This window comes from Listeria ivanovii subsp. ivanovii (assembly GCF_900187025.1).
In the GTDB taxonomy this organism is placed as follows: domain Bacteria; phylum Bacillota; class Bacilli; order Lactobacillales; family Listeriaceae; genus Listeria; species Listeria ivanovii.
The window spans coordinates 1814586-1830416 of record NZ_LT906478.1 but is presented as its reverse complement, the minus strand read 5'-3'; the positions used below and the strand labels follow the sequence as shown (position 1 = coordinate 1830416).

Sequence of the window (15831 nt, the reverse complement as noted above, 5' to 3'; positions counted from 1 at the left end):
AAAGCAGGTGAAGAAATGGCTGATAAAAAACGGTATGAAGAGCTTATTAACATACTTGATCAGTACAGCTATGATTATTATGTAATTGATAACCCAACAGTAGAAGATGCCGAATACGATCAAAAAATGCAAGAATTACTTCAAATAGAAGAGGCGCATCCGGAATGGGTTACACCTGAATCTCCGTCCAATCGAGTTGGCGGGGAAGTGTTAGAAGGGTTTCAAAAAGTAGCACATGACACGCCGATGTTAAGTCTTGCGAATGCATTTAATAAAGAGGACCTAGCTGATTTTGATCGTCGTATTCGAGACAAAGTAGGTGAAGATATCGCTTATATGTGCGAACTGAAAATTGATGGTCTTGCAGTATCACTTCAATATGATAATGGTAAATATAAACAAGGTGCGACACGCGGTGACGGCACGATTGGCGAAGATATTACCGCCAACTTACGGACGATTCGTTCCATTCCAATGAAATTACAAAAAGATTATTCCATTGAAGTACGTGGCGAGGCTTTCATGCCAAAACGCTCTTTCCAAAAACTAAATGAAATTCGCGAAGAAGAAGGCCAGATGCTGTTCGCAAATCCGCGAAATGCAGCGGCCGGATCACTGCGCCAATTAGATACAAAAATTGCCGCATCAAGAAATTTAGATATCTTCCTATATGCCGTAGCCGATTTTGGTGAAATGGGTGTTACAACTCATAGCGACGGCCTTGATATGCTTGAAACACTTGGTTTAAAAGTGAACAAAGAGCGCAGACTTTGTGCTAATTTGGAGGAAGTTTACGCTTATATTGATGAGTGGACTGAAAAAAGAGCGGGCTTAGCGTATGATATTGATGGTATTGTTTTGAAACTAAATGATTTAGAGCAACAGCGTCAAATGGGAACAACCGCTAAATCACCACGCTGGTCTATCGCCTATAAGTTTCCAGCAGAAGAAGTACCAACCAAATTACTTGATATTGAACTAAATATTGGTAGAACGGGTGTGGTAACTCCCACTGCTGTGTTAGAACCAGTACGAGTAGCAGGAACAACGGTTAGCCGGGCTTCTCTTCATAACGAAGACCTCATAACCGAAAAAGATATTCGGATTGGCGATACCGTTTTAATAAAAAAAGCAGGGGACATCATTCCAGAAGTTATTAAAAGTATTACCGAAGAAAGAACTGGTGATGAAGAACCTTTCCACATGCCAAAAAACTGTCCCACTTGTGAGAGCGAACTTGTTCGTTTAGAAGAAGAAGTGGCGCTCAGATGTATCAATCCGAAATGCCCAGCGCAAATCAAAGAAGGCTTAATTCACTTTGTTTCTCGAAATGCAATGAATATTGATGGACTCGGTGAAAAAGTAATAATTCAACTGTTTACACACCATTTAATTAAAGATGTAGCAGATTTGTTTTTCCTTTCGAAAGAGAAACTGTTAGAATTAGAAAGAATGGGAGAAAAGTCAGTAACCAATTTACTCGCATCAATTGAACAAAGTAAACAAAACTCACTAGAAAAATTATTATTTGGCTTAGGAATTCGTCATGTCGGCGCTAAAGCAGCCAAATCACTTGCGATTCACTTTGAAACCATGGATAATTTGAAAATAGCCGATAAAGAAACATTAACAAGTATTAATGATATCGGCGAAAAAATGGCAGACAGCATCGTCACCTACTTTGCGAATGAAGAAGTTCATGACTTACTAGATGAATTAAAAAGGGCTAACGTGAATATGACTTATACAGGACCAAAGCTAGAAGATATGTCCGAAGAAGAACTTGTTTTTGCAGGGAAAACAGTGGTTCTAACTGGGAAATTAGAACAGTTAACAAGAAACGATGCAAAAGCCTTAATCGAGTCACTTGGCGGGAATGTTTCTGGGAGCGTCAGTAAAAAGACGGATGTTGTTGTAGCTGGCAGTGATGCTGGTTCTAAACTCGCTAAAGCAGAAGAACTAGCAATTCCTATTTGGTCCGAGAATGACTTAATAGAGTACTTACCAGACGAAGGTGGATTAGACAAATGAAAAAAATCATAATTGCAGCACTCGGTTTAACGCTGATTCTTTCTGGCTGTGCCCCAAAACTTGATTCTAACGATAAAGTGGTACAAAAAGATGATTCCAAAGCTGAAACGGGCATCATGACAAAAAATCAAATCTCAGCTGATTACTACAAAACCGTATTACCATATAAGCCAAGTAAATCTCGTGGACTTGTTGTCTCGAATATTTACTCAAGATATGATATTAACGAACTGGAATCAGGTTTGATGCGTATTTCTCAAAATGAATATTCCTCAGATAATTACCTTTTCCAAGAAGGACAGTATTTGGATAAAGACACACTCCAAAAATGGCTAGACCGTAAAAGTAAAAACAACCCGAATGGTTTAAATCCAGAAAGTAATGGTAACGGTAAGGACCGTAAGCCCATTTATTTAGCCCATATTTTAGAACAAGATTATTTGAAGCAAACAGATAAAGATACCGTTGCACTTGGTGGGATTTCGATTGCACTTGCAATGAATTCGGTTGATTACTATCAAAAAGAACAGTACGGCGACACATATGAACAACCAATTAGCGATGATGTTTTGTTAGAACAAGGTAAAGAAATGTCTGCTACAGTTTTAAACCGAATTCGCCAAACAAAAGGTTTAGAAAATGTTCCAGTTACGATTGCGATATATAAACAAGGTGAACGTGACGCTGTTGCCCCAGGGAATTTTATCTCTTATACAACAGCAGGTGGAGACAGCCTTTCTAAATGGAATACAATTGATGAGAAAAACTATGTATTACCATCGACGGAATCTGCTAAAGACCACAAAACCGACAATGATAGTTTCCTTAATTTCAAAAAATCGATTGAAGATTACTATCCAAACTTTACTGGTGTCGTTGGTCGCGGTAGATATGAAGATGGTCAACTAGCAGAACTTAATATTGACATTCCACTACAATTTTATGGACAAGCGGAAATCATCGGTTTTACGCAATATGTGACAGATTTAGTGGGTCAGCACATCCCAAAAACCGCTGATTTGCAAGTAAATATTTCTACTACTGACGGTCCTGCTGCTTTAATTACAAGAAAAGCAAACGAAGATGCAGCAACCGCTCATATTTACGATTAATAAAAAACAATGCGAATTGTTCTCTCCTGTTGTATAATTATGCAGGAGAGGACAGTTCTTCCCATTTAATCAGGCGGGAAGCATTGTTACATAGAAAGTTTCATTAAAAAGGAGGATGGCATTTTGTCAAATATATCAAAAGAAACCGTAGAAAAAGTAGCAAATCTTGCCAAATTAGAAGTTTCAGAAAACGAAGCAACTGCTTTCGCTGGTCAACTTGGTAAAATTATTGAGCTAGTGGAGCAATTAAATACACTAGATACTAGTAACGTCGAACCAACCAGCCATGCAATTGAAGTTTCGAATGTGTTACGTGAAGATGTGGCAACTAAAGGTCTTGATCGTAAAGAAGTACTAAAAAATGCACCAGACGAACAAGATGGTATGTTTAAAGTACCAACAATTATGGAGCAATAATATTACGTTAAGGAGGGAAAATATTTTGGGCTTATTTGATTTTTCAGTAAAAGAGTTACATGATAAATTAGTAAAAAAAGAAATCACACCTTTTGATTTAGTAACAGAATCATTTAACCGAATTGAAGCCGTGGAGGATAAAGTCGGTTCATTTATTACTTTAAATAAAGAAACAGCACTCGGTGTAGCAGAAGAGCTTAGTGATGCAGGAATTGATTCAAACAATATGCTTGCTGGTCTTCCAATTGGTATTAAAGATAATATCGTGACAAAAAACTTGCGAACAACAGCAGCAAGTAAAATTTTAGAAAACTTTGATCCGATTTATGATGCAACCGTCGTTTCTAAATTAAAAAATGCGCAAACAATCAATATCGGAAAATTAAACATGGATGAGTTTGCAATGGGTTCTTCCACAGAAACTTCTTATTTCCATAAAACATATAACCCGTGGGATTTATCACGTGTACCGGGTGGGTCTTCTGGCGGTAGCGCTTCTGCAGTTGCAGCAGGGGAAGTATTGTTTTCACTTGGTAGCGATACTGGTGGATCGATTCGTCAACCGGCAGCATTTTGTGGAGTAGTAGGAATGAAACCTACATATGGTCGTGTTTCTCGTTTTGGCTTAATTGCCTTTGCTTCTTCGTTGGACCAAATTGGACCTATCACAAAAAATGTGGAAGATAATGCTTATTTACTGGAAGCAATTTCAGGTTTGGATGCCAATGATTCCACTTCGATTAACCAATCAGTAGAGCGTTTTTCTGATAGTTTAACTGGAGATATCAAAGGGCTTCGTATCGGGGTTCCTAAAGAATATTTAGGCGAGGGCGTAGATCCTGGTGTGAAACAAGCTGTGTTAGAAGCGCTTAAAACACTAGAAAAATTAGGCGCTACATGGGATGAAGTATCATTACCACATTCTGAATACGGCGTTGCTAGTTATTATATTTTAGCATCCAGTGAAGCTTCTTCTAACCTGTCTCGTTTTGACGGTGTTCGTTATGGCTATCGTTCTCCCAATGCGACTACGTTGGAAGAATTATATAAGAAAACTCGTTCGGAAGGATTTGGCGATGAAGTAAAACGTCGTATTATGCTTGGAACATACGCACTAAGTTCAGGTTATTATGATGCTTACTACAAAAAAGCACAACAAGCTCGTACATTAATCAAGCAAGATTTTGTGAATGTATTTGAAAACTACGATGTTATTATTGGGCCAAGTTCTCCAACAACAGCATTTAAAATTGACGGAATGATTAATGATCCAATTACGATGTATTCCAATGATATTTTGACGGTTCCAATTAACTTATCTGGTGTACCAGCAATTTCTGTTCCTTGTGGATTCTCAGACGGCTTACCAGTTGGTTTACAAATTATCGGGAATTATTTTGAAGAATCTTTACTGTACAAAGTCGCTCATGCATTTGAACAAGCGACCACATTCCATAAAGAAAAACCAAACTTATAGGAGGCGTAGCAATGAATTTTGAAACAGTTATTGGACTTGAGGTTCACGTAGAGTTAAAAACCAATTCAAAAATATTTTCTTCTGCGCCAGCTCATTTTGGAGCAGAACCAAATACAAACACAACGGTGGTAGACTTAGGTATGCCAGGCGTTTTACCCGTATTAAATAAACGCGCGGTAGAGTTTGGGATGAAAGCGGCAATGGCAATTAATTGTGAAATCGCTGAACATACAAAATTTGACCGTAAAAACTATTTTTACCCAGATAATCCCAAAGCCTACCAAATCTCCCAATTCGATAAACCAATCGGCGAACATGGCTGGATTGAAATCGAAGTAGGCGGTAAAAAGAAAAAAATCGGTATTACCCGTCTTCATTTAGAAGAAGATGCTGGTAAAAATACCCATACATCTCATGGGTATTCGCTAGTGGATATTAACCGTCAAGGAACACCACTAATCGAAATCGTTTCCGAACCAGATATTCGTTCTGCGGAAGAGGCGTATGCTTACCTTGAAAAATTAAAATCAATTATTCAATATACTGGTGTATCTGATGTGAAAATGGAAGAAGGTTCTATGCGTTGTGATGCCAACATTTCTATCCGCCCAATTGGCCAAGAAGCGTTTGGTGTGAAAACGGAACTAAAAAACTTGAATTCATTTAATAACGTACGTAAAGGTATTGAATACGAAGAAAAACGTCAAGCAGAAGTACTTCTTTCTGGTGGTATTATTGAGCAAGAAACACGCCGTTTTGAAGAAGCAACTGGAAAAACTTCCTTGATGCGTATTAAAGAAGGTTCAGATGATTATCGTTATTTCCCAGAGCCTGATTTAGTTGATTTATTCATTGATGAAGCATGGAAAGAACGTATCCGTGCTGAAATTCCAGAACTTCCAGACAAACGTCAAATCCGATACATTAACGACCTTGGCTTACCAGCATATGATGCGATGGTACTTACGTTAACAAAAGAAATGTCGGATTTCTTTGAAGCTACTATTAAAGCTGGAGCAGATGCTAAACAAGCTTCTAACTGGTTGATGGGTGAAGTTTCTGCTTATTTAAATGCAGAACAAAAAGAATTGCATGAAACCGGCTTAACACCTGAAAACTTAGCTGGCATGATTAAGCTAATTGAAGCTGGAACAATCTCCTCTAAAATTGCTAAAAAAGTTTTCCGTGAGTTAGCTTTAAATGGCGGCGATGCGGAACAAGTTGTGAAAGATAAAGGACTGGTGCAAATTTCTGATGAAGGAGCACTTCGGACAATCATCGGAGAAATTTTAGACAACAACGAACAATCAATTACCGACTATAAAAACGGGAAAGATCGTGCAGTTGGCTTCTTAGTTGGTCAAGTAATGAAAGCAACAAAAGGCCAAGCAAATCCACCAATGGTTAATAAATTATTATTAGAAGAAATGAATAAACGTTAAAATAAAGCAGTGAAGAGCTACTCTTCGCTGCTTTATCTATTAGGTATTTATAGCGGAATTTGCTATAATATTACTATCATGTGTCAAAATGCGCTTTTCATTAGAACAACGCTGATTGAGTAAGGGAGTGAACGAACAAAATGCAAAAACATGCTCGAGTCATTTATAATCCTACATCTGGAAGAGAAATCATTAAGAAAAATCTTGCAGATGTCCTTTTCATATTAGAGGAAGCTGGATACGTCACATCTGCTCACGCAACAACAGCTGAACCAGGGGATGCCAAACATGCAGCAGAAGAAGCTGTAAAAGCTAGATACGATTTAGTTGTCGCAGCTGGTGGAGATGGGACGATAAATGAAGTGATTAATGGAATTGCGGAACAAGATTATCGTCCCAAAGTAGGAATTATTCCAACTGGGACTACTAATGATTTTGCAAGAGCAATCCATGTTCCAAGAGAAGTGATAAAAGCAACGAAGATTATTGCAGCGGGTCAAAGTGTCGCGATGGATATCGGAAAAGCGAACGATACTTATTTTATTAATATCGGCGGCGGTGGACGGCTAACAGAGCTTACCTACGACGTCCCGAGCCGCCTAAAAACGATGCTCGGCCAACTTGCCTACTATTTAAAAGGGATTGAAATGCTACCATCCTTAAAAGCAACTAAAGTCAAAGTAGAATATGACCAAGGTGTTTTCGAAGGAGAAATTATGTTTTTCTTACTTGGCCTAACTAATTCTATCGGCGGATTTGAAAAAATTGCCCCAGATGCAAAATTAAACGATGGCAAATTTTCTTTAATCATCATTAAAAAGGTGAATTTAGCAGAATTTATTCGGTTAGTAACGCTAGCACTAAGAGGCGATCATATCAAAGAGCCTAACGTTATCTATGTGAAATCAGAAAAGGTAGTAGTGACTTCGGAAGATAAGATGTTGATTAATCTTGACGGAGAACTAGGTGGTGAAACGCCGATGACATTCCAAAATTTAAAACAACATATTGAATTTTTTGCTAGCGTAGATGATATTCCTGCAACCGATTTATTTATAAAAGAAAATAGCTAAAAACTACCCAGCGAGGTAGTTTTTTCTTTAGTCTAAACGTCCTAAATGAAACATAGTAAAATGGATGTAATTATTGTTAGAAATTTGTCTTATTCACCTAAAACAAGTATAATAGATGTCTTGACAAGAAATGAGGTGAATGCGATATTGGCAGGTGAACACGTAATCAAAAAATTCACTGTGATAATTATTATTCTTATCATTGCTATCGCAGCAGTTGTGTTTTTCTTTTGGCAAGTGGATGCAGAAGAACAACCCCCTAAAGTAACAAAAACAGAATTAATTGAAAGTAACAAAGTATGGGTGAGTAATAAAGCGCAGATTCCCTTACAAGATAATATAATTCTTTCCATTCCTTCCGCAAATACAGAGGCAACTATTGCAACAAATGGAGATTTAATCATTACTTCTACTAATCAAGAAATTTTACAACAATTAGCTTCTGATGATAATCGCTATAAAGGAATAAAAGCATACCGTCTCCGCATTAAGGCGAAGAAAGTGTCGGAATACATTACGAATACAAAATATCGTTTTCCAACAAATAGTCTTCAAGAAAAATTAACTAATTACGAAATTTTAAATGGTGAACGAACCATAACGACTGAGGCGGCACCGGTAAAAGCAGAGCTAGCTACAAGTGGTAATAAGATCCAGACAATCTTAAAAACAACTTATTCAAGTGATGATGCGCAAGTGGCAGCAGGCCTATTTAGCAGTGCAATTTCAGATGAAATTACGATAACAGATGATACCAAAAAATTAATTGAAAATAACCATACAACTATCTATCCAAAATCATTTGTCTATGATTTTACGCTACAAAAGAACACGATGCTTATTTTTAATGCACAAAAGGAAGAAATGATTACCGAGCCAATCGGTATTGAATATATCCTTAAATAAATGTATCGTGAAAAAGAGAGGGGCAAGGGAATTTGGACGCATCCCTTTTAAAAAAGAACCAATCAATTGAAATTACTATAGAAGATTTAACGCATGATGGTAGCGGAGTCGGGAAAATCGACGGATATCCGCTCTTTATTCCTAATACGTTACCAGGCGAAAAAGGAATAGCGAAAATAACCAAATTAAATAAAAATTATGGCTTTGCACGAATGGAAAATATCGAAGTAATTAGTGTGGACCGAGTAGAACCACCATGTGCGGTTTATTCCAAATGCGGGGGATGTAGTTTGCAACATTTAAGTTACGAGGGGCAGCTAAAGTTTAAACGAAATCAAGTAGAAGAAACAATGAAACGAATTGGTAAACTGAATGTCCAAGTAAAAGAAACCCTAGGCATGGAAAATCCTTGGCGTTACCGAAATAAGTCCCAAGTTCCTGTTGGGTTTGTCAATGGAAAATTAACGGCGGGATTTTATCAAAAAAGAAGCCATGATATTATTGATATGACCACTTGTTTAATTCATAATGAACAAGGTGATTTTGCTGTGCAGAAGACCAGAGAAATTCTCGCCAAATATGGTACGGAACCATATAACGAAAAAACGGGAAAAGGTGACATTCGGCATATTATGACACGATTTGCTCATACAACTGGCCAATTAATGCTAGTACTCGTGACAAATAAAGACAGAATACCGTTTAAAGATGAAATTATTCGTGATTTAACAGAACAATTAACGCTGACATCGATTGTCCAAAATATTAATCCGCAGAAAACCAACGTAATTTTTGGCGATCGTACGAAAACGCTTTGGGGAAAAGATATCATTGAAGACACGATACATGGTATTCGGTTTGCCATTTCTGCCCGTTCTTTTTATCAAGTGAATCCACTACAAACAGAAGTTTTATATCAACAGGCTATAGAAGCAGCAGAATTAACTGGTGAAGAAACGGTGATTGATGCATATTGTGGTATTGGCTCTATCTCCCTTTGCCTCGCGAAAAAAGCAAAACATGTTTATGGGGTTGAAATTGTTGATCAAGCGATTCAAGATGCTAGAGCAAACGCGGCATTAAATGCGTTGAATAATACTACCTTTGAAACTGGAAAAGCAGAGGAAGTCATTCCAGCGTGGTATAAAGCTGGAATCGTAGCAGACGTTCTCGTTGTCGATCCACCTCGAAAAGGCTGCGATGAAAAACTATTACAAACTATTATAGCAATGAAGCCGAAGAAAGTGGTTTATGTCTCGTGTAACCCGGGGACATTAGCTCGTGATATGCAAATTTTGACAGAAGGTGGCTATGAAGCAAAACAAGTTCAGCCAGTGGACATGTTCCCAATGACGACACATATCGAAGCAGTAACAGTATTAAACTTAAAATAAACACGCAAAAACCGCCAAAATGGGATAAATGGCGGTTTTTGTTTTCTCGAGTATGTGTGATTAACTAATAATTAACAGACATGATTATTGCTAAATCAAGCCGCGTCTTTATTTAACCACGAAATGAAAAATTGGTCAAAAGAGTAGATTTTAACTTTTTAACTCAAAAAAAGATGAATTATATACTTTTTTTAATTAAGAAGTTAATTAAAATACAAAAATAGCATTAAATACCTGCTGAAATTGTTGATTATTTGTCATAATTATTCTCCTTTTAAAAGCTAGCAAAATTTGATAAGATGAATGTAACAGATTTCACATGAATGGAGGAACGGATAAAATGGCAATAACCATGTACATTGATCAACCAGAAAAACTTCTGGCAATCGAGACGACTCATCCACATTTTAGAGATCATTTCAAAGCGGGTTTTTATTTAGATAAGACAGATCAATTTGGTCCTTTTGGAAATGCTGATGGTTTAGAAGTATTGAAGCGTTTAGAGGAATATTTTAGCGATAAGAGTGACCAAGGTCTTAATTTAGCTGTATTTCCGAAGTATATGATGGAAACAGTGAAGGGAGCTACTTATGTACCAGCTAAGGACGATGGGGCAGAGCGTTTACAACAGCTACTAACGGAATACGGTGAAGCAGTAAGGCAGTCAGACCAAATTACTATCTCCGCTGCTTTAGCACAAATTAAAATTACAGGCTACGTATTACCAGCACTTCGGGATGCAGCGCTTGAGTCACTTCATCGCGAAATCGAATTAAACAAAATCGAAAATATGGATACAGGATATGCAGATAGTATTTTTTATGATTTACTCACATTTACAAAAGATTATACTTCCGTTATGCCAGATATGTGGTGTAGACATTGCATCGAATAATAAAAACAGCGCGAAAAGGCGCTGTTTTTATTTATCTAGCATAGCAAGAATCACTCTTGCTACTTCTTGCTGGTTGCGATTATCGGTATTAACAATAAAATCCGCAGAAGTTTCATAATGCTTCATTCGTGGTTCAAAAATAGCGCGAATCTCTTCAGGTGTTTTTTGTTGGACAAGTGGGCGCGTTGTATCGCCTTTAAGCCGGTTCATAAATACTGCTGGATTCGTCTCTAAATAAATCACAGGGTATGTGTTTTTAAGTACTTCTCTATTTTCAGGATTTAGAACGATACCACCGCCCGTTGCAATAACGGCTTTCGTATTAGCTAATTCTTTTAATTTTTCGTGCTCTAAACGACGAAATTCTTTTTCGCCATATTTGGCGAAAATATCGGATACACTCATTCCTTGTTCATGAGTAATAACCTCGTCAATATCGATATACGGTAAATCAGCTAGTTTCGCTAGTATATTGCCAACGGTTGTTTTTCCAGCTCCCATGAAGCCAATTAAGATAACTTGATCGATGATGTTCTCCTCCTTTTTCAGTTCGTACATTTTACTACTTAAAAGCATTAAAGAAATTATATCACATATGAAAAAAACGTCAACCGAAATTCTTCATTTAGCATACAATTAATCGAAATGAACGTCAATTCTAGAATGAGAGCCTTTCCATTGTAGCCTGTTTCTAGTACAATAGAAATAGCAAGAAATGTGGAAGTGGAGGAAGCAAATGACAGGGATAGAGAAAAAAACAGAGAAAATTGATTTTGGCGTTAACCGCCGCTTGATTTTTTCAAGTTGTTTATTGTGGATAGCATTTGGGATATTGTTATATCTCGTTTTTAGTCATATAAAAGGCATCAATGAAATAGAAGAAATTATTTTACTAACATTTATCGGGCTTTGCATTTTGCGGCCGTTAGTTAGGTTACTCAATACGGCGCCGACTGTGGAACTAACAGAACGTGGAATCCTTTACCGTGGTGACTTCAAATCATGGAATGAAGTGAAAGAAACGGAGCTTAAGAAGCCAACGATAAAATTATTTTCGCAAGGTCGTTTGAAAATAATGACTTCTATTAATGGGCGTACTGAAATGGCATGGGATATTGTTGCGGCTGATGTTTCTATTAGTTTAGAAGAATTAGAAGCATTAATTCATTCGATGTGTGATACGTATGCCGATGATGAAACTGTTGGAGCTGAGATTTTTATCGATAAGAAAAAATTTTAGAACAATAGAAGGGAAGTTTGCCTATGTTAAAAATTGCCTTAGTACAGAAAAAAGCGGTACCTAATCAAAAAGCCACCAACTTAAAATTAGCTTTGCAACATATAAAAGAAGCGGCAAATCAAGGTGCAGATTTAGTCCTTTTTCCAGAAATGTGGTCAAATGGTTATGCTACCCCTTTTGATGAGGCGTTTGATAAGCCACTCCAGCCTAATTTTACAGACGAACGCACTAATTGGTTAGATAATGGCGTAGAACTTAACAGTGCGTATATAATGGCGCTTAAAAAGCATGCGAAAGAGTATCAGGTTGATATTTGTGCTACTTATTTATCAAAAATAGCTAAAAAACGACAAAATACTGCGATTATGATTGACCGAAATGGGGAGATTATTTTAGACTATGCTAAAGTGCATACATGTGATTTTTCATTAGAACGTTTATTACAGCATGGAACGGAATTTAAAGTCTGTGAATTTGACGGAATTAAACTAGGTGTAATGATTTGTTTTGATCGCGAATTTCCAGAAAGTGCAAGGGAACTTATGCTAAATGGGGCTGAGATTATTCTTGTTCCTAACGCATGTGATATGAACCCGGCTCGCATCAATCAACTTAGCACAAGAGCTTTTGAAAATATGGTGGGGGTTGCCATGGCTAATTATCCTGGAAACAATTGGGGGCAGTCATGTGCTTTTTCTCCAATAGTTTTTGATAATTATGGTAATTATCTGGATAACGTGATTGTTCAAGCAGATGATGTTTCAGAAGCAATTTATATCGCCGAATTTGATTTAGAAGCGATAAGGAATTTTCGGGAGGTTGAAGTTTGGGGAAATGCTTACCGGAAGCCTGAGACTTACACAACATTAGTAAATCCAGAAGTAAATAAACCATTTATAAGAAATGATTAAAGGTGGACAAAAATTTTTGTAGTGGTTAGTCTAGTAGATTAATCGCTTTTTCCATTTTCCCTAAATTTTTAATAAATACAACTATAGCCCATAGTATCTTCTTGTAATTTAAGGTAAAATAGGCAAATAATATTGTGTAACTGGAGGAAGCGAATGGAGACAGTACTAAAAGCGCACAAAGTTAGAAAAGTATATGGTTCAAAAGGAAATTTATTTTCTGCCCTAGGAAGTATCAGCTTTGAAATACAAAAAGGATCATTTGTCGGTATAATGGGGCCATCCGGTGCAGGAAAATCAACTTTACTTAATGTGTTATCCTCCATTGATAAACCTACTTCTGGTGAGATTGAGATTGGTGGAAAAAAACTTTCGAAAATGAAAGCAAAAGAACTAGCTGTTTTTAGAAGAGATCAGCTAGGATTTATTTTTCAAGATTATAATTTGTTAGATACAATGACGGTAAAAGATAACATCGTTTTACCACTTGCTTTATCCCATGTGAAACAAAAAGAAATAGATGAACGATTTGAGCTAGTTGCGCGCCAGTTTGGAATCTATGAACAACGGAATAAGTTTCCTAATGATATTTCAGGTGGACAAAAGCAACGAACAGCAGTTTGCCGAGCAATGATAACCGAACCAACACTTATTTTTGCTGATGAGCCAACTGGAGCACTTGACTCCAAATCGGCAACTAACCTACTAGAAGGATTGTCTCATGCAAAAGATGTGCGTGATTCGACTATCATGATGGTTACACATGATGCATTTGCTGCTAGTTATTGTGAACGAATTATGTTTATTAAAGACGGGGAAATTTTCACGGAAATTTATCGTGGAAATAATTCGAGAAAGCAATTTTTCCAAAAAGTGTTAGATGTTTTAGCACTTCTTGGGGGGGATGAAAATGATGTTATTTAAGGTAGCATTAACTAATATGCGGAAGAACTTTACGCAATTTATCGTTTATTTTGTATCGCTAATTGTTTGTGTACTTGTCTTTTTCACGTTTGTATCTTTGTCCTATAACCCATTGATTGATAAAGTTTTTACTCGTTGGGAATTATTTGGACCAGCAATTTTTTCGGCGGCGAGTGTCATTCTTATCCTGTTTATTTGCTTTTTTATTTTTTATTCGAATAGTTTTTTTCTTAAAAGACGGAAACGCGAAATTGGTTTATATTCATTGTTAGGGTTACGTAAATCCCAAATTGCTTTAGTGTTATTTTATGAGAATGCAATGATGTATATGCTAGCCACTTTTTTCGGTATTTTACTTGGAATATTTTTCTCGAAAATGTTTGCAATGGTATTATTTTGGATTGTTGGACTAGCGATAAATGCGGAGTTTATTATTACGTTTCCTGCTATTACCGATACAATCATGGTGTTTTTAGGAATTATGTTATTTACGTCTGTTTATGCTAGTTTTATCATATTGCGTTATAATTTAAGTCAATTATTTAAAAACGATGATAAAGAAGAAAAAGTGGCAAAAGGTTCATTATTGCTCATGATAGTTGGACTAGCGTTAATTGGCTTTGGGTACTATTTAGCTACTAGCAATGTGGAAGAATCATCTATTTGGTTGAAGTATGATTTTTTTGATTTAATATTATTGATTTTGTGTGCTGTTATTTTAGGAACTTGGTTAACGGTTCGATTTGGAACGCCTTATGTAATTCAGAAACTCTATCAAAATAAGCATTTCTTTTATAAGGGCACGAATATGATTGGCATTACCTCGCTTCGTTTTCGCTTGAAAAAGAATGCTAGTACTATTGCTATGATTGCTGTTCTTAGCGCTACTACCCTCACGATAATTGGTTCGATGAGTAGTTTTTATGTGAGAACACTGGGGAATATTAGCGAGGAAAACCCCTCTAGCTATCAAGTGCGTAATATGACTGCAAAAAATGAAAAAGACATCATTCAAACCATCAATACAGATAAAAATCACCAATTAAAGAGTTTGATGAAAACAGAAATGGTCCGTGCAACACTGGAATATGGAGATAGTTATAATAAAAATGGAGAACCTAGAGAAATGATTCATCCAGTTGTTTCGGAAGCTGAATATAACCGAATAGCTGCTAAACAGCAAAGAAATTTTATTGCGCCGAAAAAATTACAATATGGCGATGCAATCTTACTTGGCAAAAACGCTTATTTTGCTCGAAAAGAAATTCAAGACAAATGGTTGTCTAGAGAAATGATTGTAAAAACTGATAAGCCAAATGCGATAAAAATCAGCCCGATTAAAGTAATTGATTTTCGAGAGTTTTCGATTTTTAATACCGGTATTTCTTATGAAACATTGGTGGTATCAGATGATTACTATAATGATATAAAAAAACTTACTAAGCCTGAATCAGTAGGTATGTTTGATATAACAAATCCAAGTCATAGTGAGGAGTTAGATAAAAAGGTCCAAACGGTTGTCGACGGTAAGCCTTCGCTTTTTTCTGAAGATGTTTCTTCATATTATACGAATTATCACATGATTTCCATTCTTGTTGGCTCCTTGCTGTTTATTGGCGTCTTTATCGGAATTGTCTTTTTCTTAGCAACAGGAAGTATCATCTACTTTAAATTAGTAACGGATGCTGTGACGGAGAAAAGTAAGTTCGATATTTTATTCAAACTAGGTGTTACGGAAAAAGAGATAAAAAAGATTATTTCTAAACAAATTTGGCCAATTTTTGTTATTCCATTATTTTTCGGAATTGCGCATTCAATGGTCGCGCTTTGGGGAATATCGATTAATTTAATTGATAATATTAAGTATCCCGTTTTAATTGGAACTGGTATTTATATGCTATGTTTCGGTGCTTATTATGTTTTATGTGTCAATTCATTTACCAAAATTGTAACTGCAGATAAAAAGTAATTGGCTTTTGAAGTTATTTCAGCTAAAATGAAAAGAGAGTTCT

General features: G+C 36.5%; 14 protein-coding genes. 13 read left to right on the top strand and 1 reads right to left on the bottom strand.

The genetic code is table 11. The annotated features are described in order from the left end of the window. The first annotated feature begins 15 nt into the window (after positions 1-15). The 9 genes from ligA to CKV67_RS08990 all read left to right on the top strand — a co-directional run bounded on the left by ligA (position 16) and on the right by CKV67_RS08990 (position 10747). On the top strand, positions 16-2031 hold the full coding sequence (gene ligA, locus CKV67_RS09030) for an NAD-dependent DNA ligase LigA (protein ID WP_014093114.1): 2016 nt from the start codon (positions 16-18) through the stop codon (positions 2029-2031). Next, positions 2028-3143, top strand: coding sequence for a CamS family sex pheromone protein (locus CKV67_RS09025; protein ID WP_014093113.1), 1116 nt, complete (start codon positions 2028-2030; stop codon positions 3141-3143). The genes ligA and CKV67_RS09025 overlap by 4 nt, the downstream gene beginning before the upstream one ends. A 123-nt stretch (positions 3144-3266) precedes the next feature. After that, entirely contained in the window at positions 3267-3560 is a 294-nt protein-coding gene (gene gatC, locus CKV67_RS09020; RefSeq protein ID WP_003720066.1) for an Asp-tRNA(Asn)/Glu-tRNA(Gln) amidotransferase subunit GatC, read from the top strand. A gap of 25 nt (positions 3561-3585) precedes the next feature. Further along, positions 3586-5037, top strand: coding sequence for an Asp-tRNA(Asn)/Glu-tRNA(Gln) amidotransferase subunit GatA (gene gatA, locus CKV67_RS09015; RefSeq protein WP_014093112.1), 1452 nt, complete (start codon positions 3586-3588; stop codon positions 5035-5037). An 11-nt stretch (positions 5038-5048) separates the two neighbouring features. Then, on the top strand, positions 5049-6479 hold the full coding sequence (gene gatB, locus CKV67_RS09010; protein ID WP_014093111.1) for an Asp-tRNA(Asn)/Glu-tRNA(Gln) amidotransferase subunit GatB: 1431 nt from the start codon (positions 5049-5051) through the stop codon (positions 6477-6479). Between the two features lie 140 nt (positions 6480-6619). Then, positions 6620-7552 carry a diacylglycerol kinase gene (locus CKV67_RS09005; protein ID WP_014093110.1) on the top strand — a complete coding sequence of 311 codons (933 nt, stop codon included), beginning with the start codon at positions 6620-6622 and terminating at the stop codon, positions 7550-7552. A 147-nt stretch (positions 7553-7699) separates the two neighbouring features. Further along, a complete protein-coding gene (locus tag CKV67_RS09000) occupies positions 7700-8458 on the top strand; it encodes a hypothetical protein (protein ID WP_014093109.1) in 759 nt (252 codons plus the stop codon). Positions 8459-8490: 32 nt separating this feature from the next. Further along, on the top strand, positions 8491-9852 hold the full coding sequence (gene rlmD, locus CKV67_RS08995) for a 23S rRNA (uracil(1939)-C(5))-methyltransferase RlmD (RefSeq protein WP_014093108.1): 1362 nt from the start codon (positions 8491-8493) through the stop codon (positions 9850-9852). Positions 9853-10192: 340 nt separating this feature from the next. Then, on the top strand, positions 10193-10747 hold the full coding sequence (locus CKV67_RS08990) for a hypothetical protein (RefSeq protein WP_014093107.1): 555 nt from the start codon (positions 10193-10195) through the stop codon (positions 10745-10747). 27 nt (positions 10748-10774) lie between these two features. Here the strand turns inward: CKV67_RS08990 and CKV67_RS08985 are convergent, their stop codons facing one another. Continuing rightward, positions 10775-11305, bottom strand: a complete 531-nt coding sequence (locus CKV67_RS08985; RefSeq protein ID WP_301182147.1) for a shikimate kinase — start codon at positions 11303-11305, stop codon at positions 10775-10777. A gap of 178 nt (positions 11306-11483) precedes the next feature. Between CKV67_RS08985 and CKV67_RS08980 the strand changes: the two genes are divergently transcribed. The 4 genes from CKV67_RS08980 to CKV67_RS08965 all read left to right on the top strand — a co-directional run bounded on the left by CKV67_RS08980 (position 11484) and on the right by CKV67_RS08965 (position 15788). After that, a complete protein-coding gene (locus CKV67_RS08980; RefSeq protein ID WP_014093105.1) occupies positions 11484-11987 on the top strand; it encodes a hypothetical protein in 504 nt (167 codons plus the stop codon). Positions 11988-12004: 17 nt separating this feature from the next. Beyond that, positions 12005-12898 carry a carbon-nitrogen hydrolase family protein gene (locus tag CKV67_RS08975; protein WP_025279994.1) on the top strand — a complete coding sequence of 298 codons (894 nt, stop codon included), beginning with the start codon at positions 12005-12007 and terminating at the stop codon, positions 12896-12898. 153 nt (positions 12899-13051) lie between these two features. Beyond that, positions 13052-13819 (top strand): ABC transporter ATP-binding protein, encoded by a 768-nt coding sequence (locus CKV67_RS08970; RefSeq protein WP_014093103.1) that lies wholly within the window; start codon positions 13052-13054, stop codon positions 13817-13819. After that, positions 13809-15788 carry an ABC transporter permease gene (locus tag CKV67_RS08965; RefSeq protein ID WP_014093102.1) on the top strand — a complete coding sequence of 660 codons (1980 nt, stop codon included), beginning with the start codon at positions 13809-13811 and terminating at the stop codon, positions 15786-15788. Before CKV67_RS08970 ends, CKV67_RS08965 begins: the two co-directional genes overlap by 11 nt. The last annotated feature ends 43 nt before the right edge of the window (positions 15789-15831 follow it).